The sequence below is a fragment of the Nitrincola alkalilacustris genome (genome assembly GCF_008973755.1).
Classification (GTDB): domain Bacteria; phylum Pseudomonadota; class Gammaproteobacteria; order Pseudomonadales; family Balneatricaceae; genus Nitrincola; species Nitrincola alkalilacustris.
On the sequence record NZ_WBOM01000001.1, the window covers coordinates 539,495 to 560,862 of the forward strand.

General features: G+C 48.3%; 23 protein-coding genes. 18 read left to right on the plus strand and 5 right to left on the minus strand.

Annotated features, from left to right (window positions below; genetic code table 11):
• Nucleotides 1-11: 11 nt before the first annotated feature.
• The 8 genes from F7R27_RS02470 to F7R27_RS02505 all read left to right on the plus strand — a co-directional run bounded on the left by F7R27_RS02470 (nt 12) and on the right by F7R27_RS02505 (nt 6,321).
• Nucleotides 12-587: a GNAT family N-acetyltransferase gene (locus F7R27_RS02470; RefSeq protein WP_151702620.1), complete on the plus strand. Its 576-nt coding sequence runs from the start codon at nt 12-14 to the stop codon at nt 585-587.
• Nucleotides 584-838, plus strand: coding sequence for an acyl carrier protein (locus F7R27_RS02475; protein WP_151702621.1), 255 nt, complete (start codon nt 584-586; stop codon nt 836-838). The genes F7R27_RS02470 and F7R27_RS02475 overlap by 4 nt, the downstream gene beginning before the upstream one ends.
• A complete protein-coding gene (locus F7R27_RS02480; RefSeq protein WP_151702622.1) occupies nt 813-2,087 on the plus strand; it encodes an AMP-binding protein in 1,275 nt (424 codons plus the stop codon). The genes F7R27_RS02475 and F7R27_RS02480 overlap by 26 nt, the downstream gene beginning before the upstream one ends.
• 1 nt (nt 2,088) lies before the next feature.
• Nucleotides 2,089-2,808 (plus strand): SDR family NAD(P)-dependent oxidoreductase, encoded by a 720-nt coding sequence (locus tag F7R27_RS02485; RefSeq protein ID WP_151702623.1) that lies wholly within the window; start codon nt 2,089-2,091, stop codon nt 2,806-2,808.
• A 16-nt stretch (nt 2,809-2,824) separates the two neighbouring features.
• Nucleotides 2,825-3,874, plus strand: coding sequence for a pseudaminic acid synthase (pseI, locus tag F7R27_RS02490; RefSeq protein ID WP_151702624.1), 1,050 nt, complete (start codon nt 2,825-2,827; stop codon nt 3,872-3,874).
• Nucleotides 3,871-4,806, plus strand: coding sequence for a LicD family protein (locus tag F7R27_RS02495; protein WP_151702625.1), 936 nt, complete (start codon nt 3,871-3,873; stop codon nt 4,804-4,806). Before pseI ends, F7R27_RS02495 begins: the two co-directional genes overlap by 4 nt.
• Nucleotides 4,807-4,889: 83 nt before the next feature.
• Nucleotides 4,890-6,092 carry a motility associated factor glycosyltransferase family protein gene (locus F7R27_RS02500; RefSeq protein ID WP_168927404.1) on the plus strand — a complete coding sequence of 401 codons (1,203 nt, stop codon included), beginning with the start codon at nt 4,890-4,892 and terminating at the stop codon, nt 6,090-6,092.
• Entirely contained in the window at nt 6,085-6,321 is a 237-nt protein-coding gene (locus tag F7R27_RS02505; RefSeq protein ID WP_151702627.1) for a hypothetical protein, read from the plus strand. Before F7R27_RS02500 ends, F7R27_RS02505 begins: the two co-directional genes overlap by 8 nt.
• A gap of 53 nt (nt 6,322-6,374) precedes the next feature.
• Here the strand turns inward: F7R27_RS02505 and cysC are convergent, their stop codons facing one another.
• From cysC to pseG, 5 genes are all read right to left on the minus strand, one after another.
• Nucleotides 6,375-6,968, minus strand: coding sequence for an adenylyl-sulfate kinase (gene cysC, locus F7R27_RS02510; RefSeq protein ID WP_151702628.1), 594 nt, complete (start codon nt 6,966-6,968; stop codon nt 6,375-6,377).
• 77 nt (nt 6,969-7,045) lie between these two features.
• Nucleotides 7,046-8,152 carry a phosphonoacetaldehyde reductase gene (locus tag F7R27_RS02515; protein WP_151702629.1) on the minus strand — a complete coding sequence of 369 codons (1,107 nt, stop codon included), beginning with the start codon at nt 8,150-8,152 and terminating at the stop codon, nt 7,046-7,048.
• Complete coding sequence (aepY, locus tag F7R27_RS02520; protein ID WP_151702630.1) at nt 8,145-9,293, minus strand: phosphonopyruvate decarboxylase; 1,149 nt, start codon at nt 9,291-9,293, stop codon at nt 8,145-8,147. The genes F7R27_RS02515 and aepY overlap by 8 nt, the downstream gene beginning before the upstream one ends.
• Nucleotides 9,294-10,595, minus strand: a complete 1,302-nt coding sequence (gene aepX / locus F7R27_RS02525) for a phosphoenolpyruvate mutase (RefSeq protein ID WP_151702631.1) — start codon at nt 10,593-10,595, stop codon at nt 9,294-9,296.
• The gene (pseG, locus tag F7R27_RS02530; RefSeq protein ID WP_168927405.1) at nt 10,588-11,814 is read right to left on the minus strand and encodes a UDP-2,4-diacetamido-2,4,6-trideoxy-beta-L-altropyranose hydrolase; all 1,227 of its coding nucleotides are present in this window, start codon (nt 11,812-11,814) and stop codon (nt 10,588-10,590) included. The genes aepX and pseG overlap by 8 nt, the downstream gene beginning before the upstream one ends.
• A gap of 106 nt (nt 11,815-11,920) precedes the next feature.
• Between pseG and F7R27_RS18895 the strand changes: the two genes are divergently transcribed.
• Genes F7R27_RS18895 through F7R27_RS02580 form a run of 10 tightly spaced genes read left to right on the plus strand, consistent with a single transcriptional unit; the run spans nt 11,921 to nt 21,338 of the window.
• Entirely contained in the window at nt 11,921-12,406 is a 486-nt protein-coding gene (locus F7R27_RS18895) for an acyltransferase (RefSeq protein WP_151702633.1), read from the plus strand.
• 13 nt (nt 12,407-12,419) lie between these two features.
• Nucleotides 12,420-12,827, plus strand: coding sequence for a sugar 3,4-ketoisomerase (locus F7R27_RS02540; protein ID WP_151702634.1), 408 nt, complete (start codon nt 12,420-12,422; stop codon nt 12,825-12,827).
• Complete coding sequence (locus F7R27_RS02545; RefSeq protein ID WP_151702635.1) at nt 12,824-13,951, plus strand: DegT/DnrJ/EryC1/StrS family aminotransferase; 1,128 nt, start codon at nt 12,824-12,826, stop codon at nt 13,949-13,951. Before F7R27_RS02540 ends, F7R27_RS02545 begins: the two co-directional genes overlap by 4 nt.
• A complete protein-coding gene (locus F7R27_RS02550; protein WP_151702636.1) occupies nt 13,944-15,689 on the plus strand; it encodes a glycosyltransferase family 2 protein in 1,746 nt (581 codons plus the stop codon). Before F7R27_RS02545 ends, F7R27_RS02550 begins: the two co-directional genes overlap by 8 nt.
• The gene (locus tag F7R27_RS02555) at nt 15,679-16,677 is read left to right on the plus strand and encodes a hypothetical protein (protein ID WP_151702637.1); all 999 of its coding nucleotides are present in this window, start codon (nt 15,679-15,681) and stop codon (nt 16,675-16,677) included. The genes F7R27_RS02550 and F7R27_RS02555 overlap by 11 nt, the downstream gene beginning before the upstream one ends.
• Nucleotides 16,678-16,703: 26 nt before the next feature.
• On the plus strand, nt 16,704-17,387 hold the full coding sequence (locus tag F7R27_RS02560) for a class I SAM-dependent methyltransferase (RefSeq protein ID WP_151702638.1): 684 nt from the start codon (nt 16,704-16,706) through the stop codon (nt 17,385-17,387).
• Nucleotides 17,380-18,207, plus strand: coding sequence for a sulfotransferase (locus F7R27_RS02565; RefSeq protein WP_151702639.1), 828 nt, complete (start codon nt 17,380-17,382; stop codon nt 18,205-18,207). The genes F7R27_RS02560 and F7R27_RS02565 overlap by 8 nt, the downstream gene beginning before the upstream one ends.
• Before the next feature lie 16 nt (nt 18,208-18,223).
• On the plus strand, nt 18,224-19,432 hold the full coding sequence (locus F7R27_RS02570; RefSeq protein WP_206060344.1) for an aminotransferase class I/II-fold pyridoxal phosphate-dependent enzyme: 1,209 nt from the start codon (nt 18,224-18,226) through the stop codon (nt 19,430-19,432).
• A complete protein-coding gene (locus F7R27_RS02575) occupies nt 19,429-20,622 on the plus strand; it encodes an aminotransferase class I/II-fold pyridoxal phosphate-dependent enzyme (RefSeq protein WP_151702640.1) in 1,194 nt (397 codons plus the stop codon). Before F7R27_RS02570 ends, F7R27_RS02575 begins: the two co-directional genes overlap by 4 nt.
• Complete coding sequence (locus tag F7R27_RS02580; RefSeq protein WP_206060345.1) at nt 20,619-21,338, plus strand: WbqC family protein; 720 nt, start codon at nt 20,619-20,621, stop codon at nt 21,336-21,338. The genes F7R27_RS02575 and F7R27_RS02580 overlap by 4 nt, the downstream gene beginning before the upstream one ends.
• The last annotated feature ends 30 nt before the right edge of the window (nt 21,339-21,368 follow it).

Below are 21,368 nucleotides of genomic sequence, written 5' to 3' on the forward strand. Positions count from 1 at the left end.
GTTGTGCCGGTATGAACTGTTTGACGCTGGTGCCTTTTTCAAAAGATCAGGCTGAGCTCACGCTGAGCTGGCGTAACCAGCAGCGGGTGAGGGAGAACTCAATCAATGATCAACAGATCGCACTCGAGGCACATCTGGCATTTATTGAGCAGTTGCAGCAGGATAGCAGCCGCGAATATTTTGTCATCAAGCTGGGTTGCAAAGGGACGGGGGTCATCTCCTTTACCGGTGTGGGATCTGCAGATGTAAGTTGGGGCTGTTATTTTGCGCAGGACACTCTGATACCAGGTCTGTTTGCAGCATTGCTCTTTATCGCAGCGGACCATGCATTTACACATATCGATGCAGAGCGATTGTGCAGTGAGGTGCTGGCGCACAATAAACAGCCTCAGCAAATGAATGCGTGGCTGGGGATTCCCGTGACGGGGCAGCATGAGATTGTCCGCAGCGGTGGTGTTCAGGTCAGTGTTCTGGAATATACACTTGGCCGCGAGCAGTGGCGCGAGATGAGAGAAGGTATGTTGAAAAAACTGCCCTCATCAGCCCGGCATCTGGCGCAGACCTATACTATTGAGAATAGAACATGAGTTACCGCGAAAAAATTGTTGAGTTACTGCATGAAGCACTTTTCATCACGGAGTCTGAGTTGAGTGGTGAGCTTCAGGATATGACCCCCTTACTGGGAACAGGTCTGGACTCACTCGGGTTTGCCATACTGGTTGCCAGACTGGAGGAGGAGCTTGGGTTTGATCCTTTTGTAGAGATGGACGAAGCGGTCTATCCACGGGTATTCGGGGAGTTTGTTGCCATCTATGACAAGCACTCTACCAACCATTAACCTGTATGAGGTTCTGACAGCGCTGCCAGGCGATCGCCCACTGTTGCAATATGAGCAGGAGTCACTGACAGCGGCAGAGTTGCTCGAACGTGTGGAAATGTACCGACAGCAGCAGGCGGCGCCAAGTGCCTTTGTGCTGCATGCAGGTAACCCTGTTGCTGCACTGATACAACTGATTGCGTTGGATGGTGTGGCGAGCCAGGTATTTCTGGTACCCGAGAGTCTGGCTGAGAGTGATGATTTTGCTCTGTTGTGCGAGCGGTTCAGTGACTATTGCAGTGCCTCTGGCCATAAACAGTCTGGTGCGACCCAGTGGTTACTGGCAACCTCCGGAACCACGGGAACCCCCAAGCTGATTGCGCATGATACTGCGAGTCTGACCCGTGCACTGAAACACAATCCCGAACGTGGAGCCGGTTATCGCTGGGGGCTGGTGTATGAACCCTTTCGCTTCGCCGGTCTTCAGGTACTGTTACAGAGTCTGATGGCGGGTTCCGAGCTGATTATCTGCCATCAATTGCCTTTTTCTGAGCAGTTGAGCTGCCTGAGGGATGCAAAGGTCAACGCCCTCTCTGCCACTCCGACCTTCTGGCGTAAGGTGCTGTTTCACGGCGGGCTTGAGGGCACCCCCCTGCAGCAGGTTACCCTTGGTGGTGAGCCGGTGGATCAGACGTTGCTGGATGCACTGCGCAAATATTTTCCTCAGGCACGCCTGACCCATATCTATGCTGCAACAGAAACCGGCGTGGGCTTCGCCGTGACCGATGGCCATGAAGGCTTTCCAGCCAGTTGGTTGCAGACAGGTGTTCGATCATCTACTGGGAATACTAAGCTAAAAGAGACCCCAGACGGCACTTTGGCGTTGGGACGTCCTGAGCAGATGGGCGGTGAATTTATCGACACAGGGGATCGGATTGAGCGTCGTGGGGAACGGATCGTTTTTATCGGGCGCCTGTCCGGTGCGATCAATGTGGGTGGTAACAAAGTGATGCCTGAAGAGGTGGAGCTGGTAATACGCCAGGTTCCGGGTGTTGCCGACGTGCGTGTTCAAGGCAAAGGCAGCTCCTTGGTCGGTGAGTTGGTGTCCTGTCAGATAGTGCCAACATCGGATGCTCCCGAGCCTGATCTGCTGAAACAGGCTATTCTGGAAACATGCAGGGCGTCACTGGCGCGTTTTAAAGTACCGGCCTTGATCGGGTTCACGACAGAGCTTGAAACAAACGCGACAGGTAAACTGGTCAGGAAATGAGATGGATAAGGTACTGATTACAGGAGGAACCCGGGGCTTGGGACTGGCAATCGCCAGACATCTGGTCGAGCGTGGATATGGTGTGATTATTGTTGGTCGCAGCCTGTCGGATGAGGCCGCACAGTGGCTGCAGTGTGAGGATAAGGCGTCGTTCGAGCCTTTCGACCTGACAGACATCGATCAGATTCATGATTTTGCCCAGACGATATCCAGGCGGCACGGGCGGCTCTATGGTCTGGTCAACAATGCTGCCCTGGGCCTGGATGGGGTATTGGCGACCATGCATGAGTCAGATATAGGCCAGGTGTTGCGCGTCAATATCGAAGCCCCGATTCTACTCACCAAATATCTGTTGCGTCCAATGTTGATCAATCAGCGCGGACGGGTGATCAATATCACATCCATTATCGGCAGTACGGGATTCAAGGGGTTGTCGGTGTATGGCGCGTCAAAAGCCGCACTGCATGGATTTACCCGTTCACTGGCACGTGAAGTCGGCAAAGCGGGCATTACGGTGAACAGTGTGGCGCCCGGCTATATGGAGACCAGCATGACTCAGGCGTTACAGGGGGATAAACTGGCCTCTATCAAACGTCGCAGCCCGTTAGGCAAACTGGCGGATGTCGATGATGTGGCGCAGATGGTAGGCTTTCTGATGGGGCCAGAGGCGGCTATGATCACAGGCACTGAAATCACGGTCGATGGCGGCAGCACCGCCTGAGCTTCAGGAGCGCAGTATGCAGATAAATGGCGTCAATATCGGCCCGGGTTACAGGCCTTATATTATTGCAGAGCTGTCTGCCAACCATAATGGCAGCCTTGAACGTGCGCTGGCTACGATCGATATGGCCAAGACGCGTGGCGCGGATGCGGTCAAAATACAGACCTATACCGCCGACACCATGACGCTTGACTGTGATCGCGATGAGTTTCTGATCAAGGGCGGGCTATGGGACGGCTATAACCTTTATCAGCTTTATCAGGAAGCACAGACCCCCTTTGAATGGCACGAAGCCCTCTTTGAACATGCCCGTCGCCTGGGTATTACGCTGTTCAGCACCCCTTTTGACGAAACAGCAGTCGATCTGCTAGAGAGCCTGAATGCACCTGCCTATAAGATCGCGTCCTTCGAGGCTGTGGATCTGCCACTGATTCGTTATGTGGCCGCGACGGGTAAACCCATGATTATCTCCACGGGTATGGCAGATGTTGAAGAGATCGGTGAAGCGGTGACTGCCGCCCGTGAAGGCGGCTGTCGGGATCTGGTCCTGCTGCACTGTATCAGTGGCTATCCGACGCCGATGGAGCAGGCCAATCTGCACACGCTGGTGGATATGTCCCGACGCTTCGGCGTACCGGTGGGCCTGTCGGATCATACTCTTGGTACTGTTGCCTCGGTTGCGGCTGTTGCGCTCGGGGCCTGCGTGATCGAGAAGCATGTCACCCTGAGCCGTCAGGATCCCGGCCCGGATGCCGCGTTTTCGCTGGAACCTGAAGAGTTGGAAAGACTGTGCCGGGATAGTCGTCTGGCCTGGGAGGCTCTGGGTAAGGCCGGATATGACCGGCGTGATGCCGAACAGACCAATTTACAGTACCGGCGCTCAGTCTATTTTGTAAAGGATATGGCGATCGGGGAGATCATTGCTGAGGAGCATATCCGGCGCATAAGGCCGGGGTTGGGATTGCCACCTAGAGATTATGAAGCGCTTCTGGGACGCAGGGTAAGCTGTAATATTACCCGAGGCACGCCTGTGCGGTGGGAGTTGCTGATGGAGGATAAGTCATGATCCGGACACTTCTGTTTGGTGCTGGTGCTGGTGCCCTTCTCTATCTGGAGAATGAACAACATAGGCGCAGTTTTATCGGGTTTATCGATAATGATACACGCAAGCATGGTACCGATTTTGCTGGCTTGCCTGTGTTACCTCCTGAGGGGATTGCTGAGCTGTCCTATGATGAAATTGTGATTACGACACAGTGGGCAACTGATGTACGTAAACAGTTGCTGGAGCAGTTTCACGTGCCCCCCGAGCGTGTCGTGATTCCACCCAAACAACAATTGAAAAAACCACAACCCTTTTTGGATCCGAGCACCTATACACTTGCCCAGTCTCTGGTCCGCTCTATCTGCATTGCAGCACATCGGGATGGCATACCCCTCGTGGTTGATTTTGGTACTCTGTTGGGAATTGTCCGAGAGGGTAATCTGTTGCCTTGGGATGATGATGTGGACTTCTCCATTCCATTGGAGCATGCCCCGAAATTGCTGCAATGGCTGCCGAGTGTCCTGCAGTCACTTGAGCTGCCGTCAGGCTGGTGGCTGGAGGTGCTGGAAAATCAGCAAGGTGAGTGTGCCAGTCTGCTACTCAAGTTTCCGTCTGACTCCGCTTCCTGCGTACCCTTTATCACATCGATCTGCAGTCGGCAAAATGAAGCGGGGTTCTCCCGGCATATGCCCAGTCTCGGTATGTGGTATGCACCGATAGATCATTTTGACAAAATGGACGTGATCAGTTGGAAGGGTGTCGAAGTGCAGGTACCTGCTGAATATGAGACTTATCTGACCTTTGTTTACGGTGACTGGAAAACACCCAAGCGAGATATCTCGCTGGAGGACTACAACCACTTGGGTGAGTCCAGCTATGATGCTTTTGCCGACGCCTGCTTCAGCGTCAGACGCCTGGAGTCATCCTGTGGTACAAATGTGGAGCAGCCATAAGGGTGAGTATGAGTGAGCTGGCTGCAAGCCTGGCCGTAATTAACTCTCGTTGGCCTACTGTGGGGGCCAGGTTGACCGCTGAGATGGCAGATCAGCACAGTGTGACTGGCGATACACCAGTGCCGGTGTTGGTGCATCAGGGGGTGCATTTATCCAGTGCGTTTGATCCCGTGCGGGAGGCTGCTGTTCAGGCATCAGTCGTAGAGAATGATGCGAATGAGGTTTGGGTCTATGGTGTTGGCTCAGGCCATCTGGCCGATCAGTTGTTGCAACGCCCTGCGCTTAAGTCGCTCTATCTGGTATTTTTCAATCACCAGCTACTTGCCGAATCACTGGCTGTCTATTCACATGATTGGATAGAAGATCCCCGTGTCAGACTGGTTTTTGCCGGGCATTTGAAACAAATTTCACGGCCGCGTGCGGTGATCTATGCTGAATTGATGCTTGCAGAGCCCGATGCTGTCAGTTTGCGCGATAGGGTTGTCATGGCACTCGATAACCGCTTAGTCTCAATGCGCCTCGATAAGCGACAGGCACAGTATGATCGACCAAATATTCTACAGAATCTGCCGATGGCTCTGAACGACCCTGGCGTAGATCAATTCTTTGATCAGCATAAAGGTGGCGTGATCACCGTCATAGCCGGTGGGCCGAGTGCGACAGCGTTCCTCAGTAACCCGGAGCCCTCGGATTGTCTGATAGTTGTCTCTACAGCCCTGAGGGCTGTGTTACAAGCAGGTCTGCAACCAGATATTGTTGTGGCCCTCGATGGGCACCCCGGCATGGTTGGGCATTTTGAAGGTGTTGCTCATCTGCCTGCCCTGCACCGTTCAACCCTGGTATACGCTCCGGCGATACCGCCCGCTATGCTGGCACTCTGGCTCGGCCCGCGTAGCGTATTTCGTCTGGATACGCCACTCTATCAAGGAGTTTCGGAGTGTAAAGCCCTGACAGCTCTCTTTTGCTCGGGAACCGTGACCCACAGTGCAATTGATCTGGCTGTACAGATGGGAGCGCGCGAAGTGAGGTTAGTGGGTGCAGATTTTGGCTTTCCGGATGGTTATACCCATGTTGAACACGCCAGCAAAAGACGGAAGGCCAATGGGCAGGTAGAGATCGAAAATGGGCATGGTGACCTCATTGAATCCAAGCCTGCATTGGTGGCTTATTTAAGGGACCTGGAAAGTTATATAGCACTCTACCCTAAGGTGAGGTTTGTATCGATGTCTCCGGAAGGGGCCCGTATAGACGGTGCTATACAGTTCAATGGGGGGGGGAGTGAGTGATTTGAAAAGGCAGGTAGAAGATATTGTTTATTACCTGCGCACGGGTGAGGTTGCATATGCTTATCATTTGTATCCCGCATTTCTGGCCAGTCTGATCTCTGCATTGAGCGATGAGCAGATGTTGTCTATCCATCCACTGCTCAATGAGATGCTCACAGCACAGGCACAGCAAAATAGTGTTTGGTTAGCAGACTTGCTTGAGTATATGTTGTTTGAGCAACTGACATAATCAATGAATGATCCTCCACACCAATTTTCTCAGAATCTTGAGACAGATACCTTCTACTCAACAATGCCGTACCCTTCCAGATATGTGATAACTTTTTCTACACATTCATCAATTGAGAGTTCTGCTGCTTTTAGCAGAATATCGGGATGTTCGGGTGCTTCATAAGGTGAATTAATTCCCGTAAAATCAGGAATCAGGCCCGCGCGGGCTTTTTTATACAACCCCTTAGGGTCTCGTTTTTCACAAACAGATAATGGAGTATCTACAAAGACTTCAATAAAGCTCTTGCCCGCAAGTTCACGCGCTTGAGCGCGATAAGCCCGAAATGGGGAGATCAGCGCAGCCCCCACAATCACACCAGCATCCACAAACAAGCGCGCCACTTCCGTGGTGCGTCGAATATTTTCAATACGATCCGCTTCGCTAAACTCCAAATCTCGATTGATTCCTTGCCGCAGGTTATCTCCATCCAGCAGGTAGGTATGAAAACCCATTTCAAAAAGGCGGCGATCTACTGCATTAGCAATAGTGGACTTGCCTGAACCAGATAGCCCTGTGTACCAGAGTAGGCAGGGTTTGTGGCCTTTCTGACAGCGTCGTTCTTCAGCGCTTACAGCAGCCTTATTCCATGTTGTGTTCTTCGTCATACTGTATTGTTCATAAAAAGACACCCTTAAACTTCACTTGCTGAAAGCCTGTTATTATGTCGCCTCAATCCGGATGCTCACTTCCGGAGCTCAGTTTCAGTCAAAGCATGTAAAAAGTCTTGTGTATCAAATGAGTATGGATAGTTCCCTGCTCTATCCGGTGTCAACATACTGTCCGTATGCTTGAGTAGTTGATCCAACGTAAGATATTTTTTCAGCTCACCGAGCAGATCCAGACTATCCAGTAGGGTTTGTGTCTGCCTGAGTATCTGCAGATGTACCGGATTATTTGTCATTCGCTCCAGATTTTGTTTAAGTAATCTAGGCAGGGTAAAGCTGCAAGCCAATCCATGCGGGACTCCAAAATGGCTGGTCACCGGATAGGAGATCGAATGGGCAATAGCGGTTCGGGTCTGGCTGATGGCAAGTCCCGCCAGTAAGCTTGCCTGCTGCATTTGTCCACGCATCGCCAGATCATCCGGATGCTTCAGTACAGCCGGTAAGGCTTTATTTGCCAGTAGCAGCGATTCGAAAGCGAAGGCCTCGCTTAAAGATGATCGATGACGATTCCACAAAGATTCCAACGCATGAGAAAGTGTATCCAACCCCGTATAGAGTGTTTCCCGATAGGGCAAAGTTAGGGTTAGAGTTGGGTCAAGCAATGCCTTTGTTGGGTAGATGCGCGGTGTGGTCAGCGAGTATTTCTTGTGCGCACTCATATCCCAGACCGTCGCGAAGGGGGTGACTTCCGCGCCGGTGCCTGATGTGGTCGGGATCACGATCAAGGGTAACTGATCCTGCCAGTTGTAGGCTTGCTGCTGGCGCAGGACGCTGTCCAGTGGTGTCTGCATTTTACAGGGCAAGGTGACTGAGAGAACTTTGGCTGCATCCAGTACACTGCCACCGCCCAAGGCGATAATCCCCTGAAATTTTTCCTGTTGGAGTTGCCCGGTGAGTGTGTCCAAGGCATCCAGATCAGGGTTCGGCTGAATCTGATCATGCACGTTCAGTTGCACGGGGCTCAATACGCTCTGTAATCGCGAGCTGATTCCGCGCCGGGTAAAGCCTGCGCTGGTCAGTAGCAACCAGCGTTCTCCTGTGACCAGCGTGGGGAGTTGATCAAGGGTTCCGGCTCCGCTTGTGATGCTAACCGGGTTGAAATATTGCCATTGCGCGTTATACATCTGCTGCTCTCATGAAGGCCCGCTTGTTCTCTTCTGGCGTACTGGTTGGTCTGCCCAAGTCATCGCGTGAGCCAACAGCAATGGTGATCTCCAGCAGTGCTGGACCGGATGACCCACTCAGGGACGCCCAAGCCTGTGCTATCTCATCAGTTGTGCTTGCTTGCCGGTAACCGCTATAACCGCAGGCCATCGTGATGGCGTGAAAGTCCAGCGAGTGGGCCACAGTAGGCTGCCCTCCAACTGACTCATGGGCGCCATTGTTCAGCAGCACATGGATCAGATTTGCGGGCTTCAGGCTACCAATAATTGGCAAGGCACCCAGGTGCATCAGCAGTGAGCCGTCGCCATCAATGCAGATAACGCGTTTGTCCGGATTACCCAACGCAACGCCAAGCGCAATCGAGGCCGTATGTCCCATCGCACCCACGGTCAGAAAATCACGCTGCGCCTCTCCTTTGCTGGCGCGTAGCTCAAATACTTCGCGTGAGGTTTTGCCAGTCGTGGAGACCACCAGATCATCTCCACTGAGTTCCAGCAGAGTCGCCAGTGCCATCTCACGTGTCAGTGAGTAGTTCGCAGCAGGTAGGTCCGCAGCAGGGAGGTTCGCATTAGAGAGACGGGTACTTTTATATTTGCTGAAGGTATCCTTGCGCACCAGCAGGGCAACTGGAGCATTACTTTGGGTCATCCGGGTAAGGGCTGCGCTGAGGGTTTCGCTCAGATCACTGTCGGCTTCCAGAATCCAGTAGGGGATCTCCAGCAGATCCAGCTGTGCTGGCGTGATTCGCCCCTGTTTCACATGCTGAGGCTCATCCTTGACGCCCGGCTCACCACGCCAGCCGATCACCATCAGCAGAGGGATGCGATAGACCTCAGGATCAGTCAGTGATGTGAGTGGATTGATGGTGTTACCGAGGCCTGAGTTCTGCATATAGACACAGGCATAGCGTCCGGTAGCCAGGTGGTAGCCTGCGGCAAGCGCCACCGCATTACCTTCGTTGGCTGTGATGATGTGCTCCTGCGCTGTACAGTGGTCATCAATATAGGCGCACAGATTGGCGAGCAGCGAGTCGGGAACTCCGGCAAAGAGTTGCACTCCGGCTTGCTTCAACGCCTGACAGAAGGCTTCGGGGGCAATCATCTACTTGGTTCCAGGTATCAGTTCGAGAATATCTTTCAGTGGCAGCATATCGGCATCACACTCTGCCGAGCGATGGTTCTCGAGGATAGATTTGGCTGTTTTCAGCATTGCGGGGTAGGCACTTCGCAGGAGCTGGTTGGCGTAGATGACGATATTGACGCCCTGCGACTGTAACTCCTCTTCTGTTACCGTATTGTAACTGGAAGGAACAGCAACCAGTGGCTTACGCTCTTCGAGGGTGTTATACAGCTTGCAGAAGGCGAAAATCTCATCGGGTGATTTTTCACGGCTGTGAATCATGATGCCATCGGCACCTGCTGCCAGATAGGCCTTGGCGCGCTCGAACGCATCATCCACACCTTTACCGAGTATCAGACTTTCGATTCTGGCAATGATCATGAAATCATTTGTTGCCTGCGCCTGTTTGCCCTGTCGGATCTTGTAACAGAAGTTCTCTATCGAGTCCTGTGTCTGGGGTACATCATTGCCCAATAGTGAGTTTTTCTTCAGACCGGTTTTGTCTTCGATGATGGCTGCAGATACGCCGAGGCGCTCCAGCGTTTTGATCGTGAAGGTAAAGTGCTCTGTCTGGCCGCCTGTATCAGCATCATAAATGATCGGTTTGGTGGTGACCTCAAGCACTTCATTCAGTGTGTTCATTCTTGAGGAGACATCGACCGCCTCGATATCGGGCTTGCCTTTGGCTGTTGAGTCGGTGAGGCTGCTGCCCCACATGCCATCAAACTCACGGCGGCCATTGGGCGTGTCGATATGTGTGTTTTCGATAATCAGCCCACTCAGTGCGTTGTGAATATCGATAAAGCGCAACAGTGGCTTGACCTTCAGCAGGCGTCGCAGTGATTTCAGTCGAACAGAGGGTGTGGTGCCTATCTCTTTCAGCGCCTTATTGAGCTTGGTGGAAGAGATACCTTCTGTATAGGGAACCTCGACCAGCTCGCCGCCCCACTGTGCCAGAGTATCGATAACGCGCTGGCGAGTCTGCTGCTGCACACCAGTTTTCCAGTCATCACCGTGCACGACATAGTCTGGCTTGAGTGCCAACAGATTGGGCACATAGTCCAGGGTTGTCTGAGGTATAACCTGCGCAACACCCTTAATGCTGTCAATCACTTGGCGGCGCTGTTCAAACTCCATGAAGGGTACGCGTTTGTAACTGGCAATGGCTTCATCCGTCAGCAGGCCTACAGTGACTTCACCAAGAGCAGCTGCCTTATGCAGAATATTCAAATGACCGGGATGTACCAGGTCTGCACTCATACCTACATATACTGATTTAGTCATTGTTGCTTCCTGAATATTTTACTTGTTCTGATTTTAATAAGTGCTCGGTCACGCGTTGAGCGCCAAGACCATCACAAATCTGGCTGAACCTTCTGCTCAGCAGAGGTAGCAAGGTACCCGAATCCTTCATGACTATATTTAGTTGTGATATCAGGCTGTGACTTATATTAAGCGGATCTAGCTTCAAAACCAGCTTATTGTTACTGAGTATCTGCAGCGCAAGTAGTTGATTATCAGCGATGCTGGTCATCATGGTCGGTATCCCCAGGCAAGCAGCTTCCCAACTGGTGCTGCCAGATGCACTGATACACAGATCACTCTGCGTCATTAATTCAGCCATGTTCGTGACATTGAGAAGGATATCGACTGGATAAGGGAAATCATGACTGATTTTCATGACATATTCTATGTGGGGTGCCTGGTTGCCCATTATGACGACCAGTTTGCAGTTCTCGGGCAGAGATGGGTAGTAGCCTAAGGTGTGCAGTACTTGTCCAGTCATGTTGCCAGGGTCAGTACCGCCGAAAGTGATCAGAATTTGCTGAAGTGCCTGCGCTTGAGGAGTGCCCTTTTGGCGTCTGCTGAGACTATGTTCTCGGTATTGAGCAAACTCCGCTCGTAATAAAGCGTAATGAGTGCCAGTTAAAATTTCACAATGCTCAGGTACGAGTTGCCTGTACTCGTCACTCTTGCGCTGATACGTCTGATCCAGCAGCAGGTCGCAGTCATGCGTTCTATCAGCCAGATCATCTATCACCATGATCTGGTCGCACGCCTGTCGTTGGGCGTGCTCCCAATAGGCATCCAACTGGTAGTGATCAACGATCAACCAGTCAGGTTTTGTATCAATCAGAATGGAATGGCTCTGATCGGCATCGCTACCTGAATCATTCAGTGTATTGACGGGAAAACCAGCGTTATGAATCCTGTCGATCTGATTGCCAGGTAGCGGTGAACAGATAAAGCTGATATCTGCTTCAGATTCTTTTAGAGCGTGTGCCAACGTCAGGCAGCGCATGACATGGCCACTGCCAATTTCGGTGGAAGCATCGGTTCTGAAAACTACTCGCATATGTGCAGGCCTGGATTTTCCACCAATTTTTTTATTTCGGGTAGCTAAACGTGTTGCGACATGTAATAACAAACAAAGCTGAACTGGAATGCTACCATATGAGTTTACCTCTTTTGCTCCTGACGGGCTGTTGATTTCTGCCCTCATCAGCTGAGCCTTTGGTAGACTGCCTGTCATGGCATCACAAACTAAAGACAGCAGTACCTAGGCCGATAAGCTACCTATAGCAGTCGGCGCAGGACCAAGGAGTGATATGAGTTTTATCCATCAACTTGCTGATGTCAGTAGTGATGACATAGGGCAAGGTACCAAGGTCTGGCAGTTTGCAGTCATCTTGAAGGGCGCTGCTATAGGGCAAGACTGCAATATTTGCGCTCACACATTCATCGAACAGGATGTAATTCTAGGCGATCGAGTTACAGTGAAGTCTGGAGTGTTTTTGTGGGCTGGGACACGCATCGGTCACGATGTTTTTATTGGTCCAAACGCAACCTTTACCAATGATATGTTCCCACGTTCCAAACAGTACCCTGCAGAGTTCAAGGGTGTTGTAGTGGAAGATGGAGCCAGTATTGGTGCAAACGCCACGCTGTTACCCGGTATCAGAATAGGTAAAGCTGCCATGGTTGGTGCTGGAGCTGTGGTTACAAAAGATGTACCAGCGGGCGTGGTGGTTGCTGGCAATCCAGCCCGAGTAATTCGTTCGATTGAGCGTACAGAACTGACCCAAAATTGTTGATTAAGGATATGCAATGTCGTTGATTCAGTTGCTTGAACTGCCAGCGTTTGGCGATGGGCGTGGTGATCTTGTCTCGATAGAGGCGGGCAAGCATATTCCTTTTCAGATCAAAAGAGTCTACTGCCTGTTTAACTTAGGTGACCATCCCCGAGGAATGCACTCGCACAGGAAATTACAACAACTTGCTTTTTGTGTCCATGGCAGTTGCCGTTTTGTGCTGGATGATGGAGCTCGCAGGGAGGATGTGGTTCTGTCTGGGCCTGCCAAAGGGCTACTGATCGGCAATCTAATCTGGCGCGAGATGCATGACTTCACAGATGACTGCGTCATCATGGTGTTGGCCAGTGAACATTACGACGAAGCCGACTATATCAGGGACTATGATACTTTTCTCGAAGTGGTGCGGGGCAAGGCAGTATGAAAGTCCCTTTTTTGAACCTTAAAGCCGTGAACGAACGATATCAGCAAGAGTTGCTTGAGGCCTGTGAGCGGGTAATCAAATCAGGCTGGTATATTAACGGACCTGAAGTTGAGGCTTTTGAGAAAGAGTTTGCAAATTACTGCGGGGCTGCAGCCTGTGTTGGTGTGGCAAATGGTTTGGATGCCCTCAGGTTGACATTATCTGCATGGAAAGTGCAGGGGCTGTTGCAGGACCAGGATGAAGTGATAGTCCCCGGTAATACGTTCATTGCCACGGTGCTGGCGATTACCGATAACAATTTGAAGCCAGTATTTGCTGAGCCAGACCCCGATAGTTTTTTGATCACTTCTGATACAGTCAAATCCGTCATAACAGACAAAAGCCGGGTGATTATCCCGGTGCATCTTTATGGGCAGCTGGTTGATATGCCACCGCTGCTTGAGTTAGCCCGTCAGCACCAGTTGCTGGTGCTGGAAGATTCCGCTCAGGCACATGGTGCTGGGCAAATGTCAAAACGTGCTGGCAGTTTTGGTCATGCGGCTGCGTTCAGTTTTTACCCGGGAAAAAACTTAGGTGCGTTGGGCGATGCTGGTGCTGTTACAACCAATGACCAGCAACTGGCTGAAGTCATTCGAGCATTGGGTAATTACGGGTCGCAACAGAAATACATTCATCAGCTGCAAGGGTGGAATAGTAGATTGGATGCAATTCAGGCGGCAATGCTGAGGGTCAAGCTTCGTTATCTGGAATCTGATATTCAAATACGACGCTCTATTGCACAACGCTATTTATCAGAGATTACTAACCCTTTAATTACGTTACCATATAGTGCAGAGCCAGCAAATCATGTCTGGCATTTGTTTGTGATAAAAGCAGATGAGCGAAGCAAGTTACAACAATGGCTCTCCGATCATGATATCGAAACGCTGGTTCATTATCCCTGTGCACCACATAAACAACAGGCTTACAAAGACTATGCCGATCTGAGTCGGCCGGTGACTGAGATGTTACAGCATCAGGTGCTGAGCCTACCTATAGATCCAACTATGACTGACACGCAAATAAATTGGGTCATAGAGCAATGTAATAAAAATTCTCTGCAAATGGTGAGTTGCTGTGATTAGGACAGTTTTGTTTGGAGCAGGTACTCAGGCAGAGTTGGTTTATAGCAATGAACTGGCTGAACGTGAGTTTGTTGCTGTTCTGGACAACAACGCAAAAATGCACGGTGGTCGTTTTAAATCACTGCCTGTGTTACCGCCTACTGCGCTGCACTCACTTGAATATGATCAGATCCTTATTACAACTCAAAGGGTAGATGAGGTCCGAGTTCAATTGATTGAAGAGCTGCATGTACTCCCGGATAAAATAGCGTTACCGCAGCGGCAGCTTAGCAAACAGTTGCAATCATTTCGCCATCAGCCAACTGCCGAGCTGGCAGCCTTACTGCTTAGTGAGATTTCTACAGCACCTGAGTTAGTTGGGGTGGACCTTATGGTTGACCTTAGCACGCTGCTTTTGCTGCTGCAGCAGCAGACGCTAAGTAAATATGAGTCTGATTTGCAATTCTCACTACCCTATTTACAGTTAACTCAGCTGTCCAAATTGTTACCAGCGGTCATGGAAAGAGCTGCGCCGTCACTGGAATACTCAATGAATAGCATGAGTCAACCACACCAGGAGGCCGTGGCGCTGGTTATTGAGGTAGCTCCAGTTAACGCTGAAGGGCGCCGCTTTAGCATGGTATTTCGTGGCCGATACGAGTATGACGGCATGATGATCGATTTGCCCAGTAGAGGGCTGTTTTATGTGCCAGATAATTTATGTCAACCATTACAGTTAAGAGCCTTTGGTACAATAATTACTAAGGTGCCGGAGCAAACGGAAGATTATCTTAACTTCATTTATGACGATTGGAAAACTGCGTCACTTAGCACGCCTCAAGTGCAGTACGCGCACAGAGGATTAGTGCAATCTTTTAATCAAAATATAATTTGGCCAGAAAAATTGTCAGGGCTGTTTAGTGAGCAAGAAGATGTAAGCGTTGTGACGGCAGTTTACAATCATGAAGAGACGCTGGCAGAAGCTTTGGATAGTGCCTTGTTACAAATATCACCATATAGTATGCGTATATATTGTTTTAACGATGCATCTACCGATAGCAGTGCAGAAATATTGGAAAAATATCAGGCTATTTTTTCCGATCGAATTACCGTTTTTACTAATCAGAAGAACCAAGGCTCTGGTAAAAGAAGTTTTTTGCTTCAACGCCCTGATATTATAGGTCGATACTGGGGGTTCGTGGCAGGGGATGACTTTTGGTTGGATGTTCAAAAAATTTACAGGCAAGCGGCTCATCTGGACAGTGAGCCTTTGGCTGTTGGATGCTGTTGCGATACAGTATTACTTGAACAGAGTATACAGAAAGAGAGTTTGATGGCAGCAGAGTTGGAGCGTTGGAACAGGTTTGATTTGTTGCTATATAGAGAAAAAATAAAGATGTACACCCATACATCAAGTATTCTGTGGCGTAACATCTGGTATGAACAGAGGGGGTTTTTTCTTCCGGCTGAGTTTGAAAAAAAATATGCATTTGGCGATTTTATGCTAAGCCACATGATGTTGTTACATGGTGGTGAGATGCACCGGATGAATCGCACCATGAGTTGTTATCGTTATACCGAAAAAGGCGTTTGGTCGTCACTGACGAAAGAGAAGCAATTTTTGGTACATCAGAAGGCTAAGAAGGGTGTCAGGCGTGCAGTACCATTGAGTTTTAAATTTTTACTAGCTTTACAACCACTAAGAAGGAAGTTGCATTTTTTAAAATACATTATACCTGGACCTTTGAATGAACGATAATGAAGAAATCGGCGGCTATTTTGGTCTTTGGTTGCCGGATGAGAAACCAATTCATGACCAAGCGGTAGCATTTAATTCTGCCCGAAGTGCTATCCGAGCGGTTCTACATGCTTGTGACAAGCGTGTAATATATATTCCATCTTATGTATGCGACTCTGTTATAAAAGCAGCGAGAGATGCGGGTTGCGAAGTGCGGCTATATGCTATAAATAACAATTTTATGCCGATTGATATTCCAGTAAATATAGCTGCTGATTTCTTGATACTTTATGTTAACTACTTTGGATTATGTGACAGTCAGGTCGACGAAATATTAAAAATTTATCCTGCAGATCAGGTGGTTATTGATAATAGTCATGCGCTTTATTCTTCAGTGACAGATGCCCTAGCAACTATTTATTCACCCCGCAAATTTGTAGGTTTACCTGATGGTGGCTTGGCATATGTAAGGTCATGTGTTGAACTTGAAAATTTCTATCCTGAAGATGAAGACTCCATTTCCAGAATGGATTATTTATTGCTCAGATATGGCTACAGTGCAAGGGATGGATATACTGCGTTTAACATTGCACGTGAATCCCTGAGTGATAATACGCCTAAGGCAATGTCTACTCTGACAAAGCGGCTAATGCGCAGCATCCCATGGCAGGAGGTGAAAGAGTGCCGGCAGAAAAATTATTTCGCTATGAAAGGTTTTTTTTCCGATATCAACTTAATACAATTTAAAGATGATAACTATGTGGCTCCTTTATGTTACCCACTTAGAGTATCTGAGCATAGCTTGAGTTGTGTTAAAAAAATCCTCTCAGAGAAAAATATATTTGCACCAACGTATTGGCCAGATGTTATTTCGCGGGCAGGTAAAGGGTCAATTGAATATCAGTTAGTTAAGCAAACTTTATTTTTACCAATTGATCAACGTTTGACGCAGCGGCATCTCGATATTGTTTGCCAGATAGTAGTAGATGCTTTGGCACTGAATGTTTAACGTTAAATTATTTTGAGCAGGTGAATATGAGCTTTAGTTACGATGAGCATGCTAGAGGTTGCAATCCAGATGATCTGCTGGTACAGATTTGTCGCACACATCAGGGGGAACCTGTATCGCAAGAGCAAATAAATTTAATTATTGACGCGATTAAAACAGGACTATCGCTTGATGAAGGCGATAGAGTGCTGGAGGTTGCTTGTGGTAATGGTAGTTTATCACATTATCTATTCGCCGACTGCAAGGGGTATTTAGGGTTTGATATATCGGATTTTTTGATAGAGGTTGCAAGAAAAAATTTTCAACGCGAACCTGATTTTATTTTTTTCCCTGCGTCAGTCATGTCAGGGTTAATGGCTGCTTCAAATTCTTACAGTTATAATAAGCTATTATGTTATGCTGCGGTGCAGTATATGAGTGATGAGTTGCTTGTTGATAAACTTAATTTTGTCAAGACGAATTTTCCATATATAAAGCGTATTTTTTGGGGTAATATTCCCGATAAAGAACAATCAAATAAGTTTTTTAAGCAGGTGGTTGTTAATGAGTCGGTACTAAATGATACGACAACAGCGATTGGAAAATGGCGTAGTCAGGAAGATATAAAGAGCATAGTAACTGAATCGGGCTGGAATTGTGAGTTCCAGAAAATGCCGCCCAATTTTTATGCAAGTGAATATCGATTCGATGCGGTGCTTACTTATGAATGAAATTTTAAAGCTCAGTGATGTGGTCTGGCTAAACGGCATGCCTCGATCTGGTACAACTTGGTTGTCTCAGGTATTTGCATCTGCTAAGGATGTGCGCTTGAAATTTTGTCCGCTGTTTTCCTATGAGTTTAAAAATATGTTGGATGAAAACAGTAGTACCGAGCAGTGGCAGTGGTTGTTTAATCAAACTTTTCATACATCATCTGATTACCTGGATCAGAATTATCTTCGTAAACAGGGGCTTGTTCCAGAATTTGAGCAACTGTTAGAACCTTCACATTTAGTGATTAAAACCACCCGCTTTCACCATTTAACACCTATTATATTGCACCTGAATGCTAACGTGAGGGTGGTACACTTGGTACGTGATCCTAGAGCCAGCATTGCATCATGGCTGAGCAACCCTTATGAATTCCCTGCTGAGGCAGATCCGGCTCAGCAGTGGCGGAGCGGCGCGTGCCGAAAAAATGGAGTTGGAGAGTTTTGGGGTTTCGATGACTGGAAAATGGTTACCCGGCAAGCCTTGCAACTTTCTGAGACATTTCCGGATCGTTTTATGCTGGTGTCGTACGATCAATTGATGAAAAATGTCTGTGGAGGGGTGCGCCAGGTTTTTGATTTTTGCCAGTTGACTTTTGATCAACAAACCGCTGATTTTATTGCGCAATCGCATAGTCGTCACGATGAAAATAAACGATCTGTATTTAAGCGGCCGGATAAAATTGCGCAGTGGCGCCAACTACTTGATCCCAGCATCATAGATGCCATCAACTCAGAAATTATTGGTACAGAACTTGAGTGCTTTTTGTATGATACCTAGCAAACGGAGCAATCAATTGAGTGTAAAGCGACGGATAGAAGATCTTGCCCTGCTCGGTGGTGCACCGCTCTTTAGTTCGCCTAAGTCAACCTCAAATTTACTTCGGCCAGATGTAGAACGATATCTTAGCTATTCCAGGTTGTTCTTCGAGCAAAAACAATATACGAATAATGGCCCGAATGTTAAAGCTTTACAGCAGCGATTGGCAGATTTTCATCAAACACAATATTGTTTGGTATTTTCTAGTGGCTTTTGGGCATTAGCGTTAGCTATAAGATATCTGAAATTAGCTGGACGTACTGAAATTATTATCCCATCACTAACATATCGGCGTATGACCGATATTTGTGCTTGGGCTGGTCTTGCTCCACGATTTTGTGAGGTGGACCCTAATACCTTAGCGATGACAGAGGAAACTGTACGGTCCTGCATCACACCACAAACAGCGCTGATACTAGGTGTCCACCCTATTGTCAACTGTGCTGAAGCGCAAAGATTGCAGGATATGGCCCAAGACTATGGCATCCCCCTGCTGTTTGATTCGGTTGAGTCAGTTTATGAGAGTTTGCCAGAAGGACGTATTGGCGGGTTTGGTCGTGCAGAATGTTTCTCATTACATGCCTGTAAGCTACTGAATGGATTTGGTGGAGGCTATCTTACAACCAACGATGAAATTTTAGCCAAGACTTTATCCGCACAGCGTGGATTCGGTTTTACCGCGATAGATCATATAGGAGTTCCTGGTGGTCTTAATGCGAAGCTAAACGAAATGCATGCAGCTATGGCGTTGGCAAGCTTAGATGATATTGAGCAGCAAGTTGTGTTAAACAGACAGCGTTATCAATGCTACCAGCAGGCACTTACTGCCGTACCTGGGATAAGCCTGTTGGCGTTTGACGAGACTCAGCGCTGTGGTTACAAGAATATTGTTGCTCGGATGGAAGATATTTGGCCACTAAGCAGGGCTGAGACTCTTCGTATTTTAAATGCTGAGCAGGTTTTGGCGCGTGCATATTACGACCCTCCGTTACACCATAAAACCATGCACTATCCTCATGTGACCGCGAACTTACCTCAGACAGATCGCTTGTCACAGAGCTTTGTGAATTTGCCATGTGGTCAGCAGGTTAGCACTGATGATATCAATAGTATCGCCAGCTTGATGATTTTTCTTTTTGAAAACTCCAATGAGATTAACTGTGCATTGCAGGAGACTCTGCTATGACCGACATCAGTGCACTGGCCATTTTGGGCGGGAGGCCAAGTTTTGAGCAGCCTATCAATGTAGGCCAGCTTTACTTTCCACAATGGCAACGCTATGAAGTAGCAATGAGAGGTATATTTGACCGGAATTATTACAATAATAATGGTCCGCTATTGACTCAGTTTGAGCAGCAGTTAGGGCATTTTTTCGGTGTTAAGCATGCTATTTGCGTGAGCAACGCCACTTTTGGCCTGATGATGCTGGTTGAGTCATTGGGGATTAGTGGAAAAGTTATTGTACCCTCTTTTACTTTTATTGCTTCAGTGCAGGCTCTGGCTTGGACGCAATTGACACCAGTTTTTTGTGATGTAGATGCAACAACACATCAGCTTGATCCGAAGAAAGTTAGCCAGTTGGTTGACGACGAGGTTTCAGCGGTACTGGCGGTCAATCTTTGGGGTGGTGCTTGCCAGATAATGGAGCTCGAGGCATTGTGTGAAGAGCACGACCTCAAGCTGTTATTTGACTCTGCCCATGCTACTGGCTGTGAGGTTGGTGGTAAAAAAATTGGCGGTTTTGGTAGTGCTGAAGTATTTTCCTTTCATGCCACGAAAATGCTTAGTACCACCGAGGGGGGATGTATTACAACAAATAATGATGATCTTGCTTCCCGGTTGAGATCAATGCGCCCTAGCTATGGTACGCCGCAGACACTAGATGATATAAAAGTTATTAATGCTCGCATGTCAGAGGCACAAGCGGCGATTGGTTTGCTGAATCTGGCAGACTTTGAAAAAAACAGGCAACATAATGAAGATATTTATCGGTGTTATGCCAGTGGTCTGAGTGGCATCACAGGAATACGACTGGTCAAACCTGCCGGTGTAAGCCGATCTAATTATCAGTACATTGTTGTGTTGGTTGAAGATGAAAGGTTTGGTATGACGCGAGATCAGTTGCAAAATGCCTTGATAGCAGAAAATGTTAACGCAAGGCGTTATTTTTATCCCGGTGTCCATCGGACAATTGAGTTTGAGCCATTTTTTTCTGCTCAAAATACTCCGCTACCGAGCACCGAAAAGCTTTGTCACTCTTGTTTGCAACTGCCGGTCGGTGCTGGTGTAACTATCCAAATAGCGGGTAAAATATGTGACCTCATAAAACGCATACAGCAACAGGCCAGCGCCATAAGCGGGCTGATAAACCGATGACGTTAGGCATTATGCAGCCATACTTTTTTCCATACCTAGGTCATTTTGCGCTGATAGCGGCCTGTGAGCGTTGGGTTGTATTTGATATTAGCCAGTATACCCGTAAAAGCTGGATGAACAGGAACCGTATTTTACACCCTAAACAAGGATGGCAGTATATTTCTGTACCTGTTGCGAACGCTACGCTTGGCATAGATACTTCTGAGGTGGTCGTACAGGATTTAGTTGCTAGTCGTGCAGCCTTGTTAGGCAAGCTCAGCCATTATAGTAGGGCTGCACCATACTACAAAGATGTAATTGCTCTAGTGCAAGAGTGTTTTGCTGCTGTCTCTGATAATCGTTTAGTAACGCTGAATACTCAGGCTCTTAAGGCTGTTACGACTTACCTGGGCATTCCTTTTAATTATGAGCTCTGTTCTGAGCTTGAACTCAAGTTCCCACCACAGATGAGGCCTGGTGATTGGGCATTGGAAATAAGCCGGCAGTATGGTGCTTCTGCTTATATTAATCCTGCTAGTGGCAGAGAATTATTTGATCCGGCAGCCTTTAGTTTATCATCTGTCAGACTAGGATTCTCTGAGTTTACTCCATTTGTTTATCCAACTGGAAATTTTTGTTATGAGCATGGAATGTCGATACTAGACGTTATGATGTGGTGTCCACCCGAAGTGATTAAACGTGCTGTGAGTACTCATCACAAGATTAACTACGCTTAGCAAGAAGATGCTATGAGAATATCAGCTTTT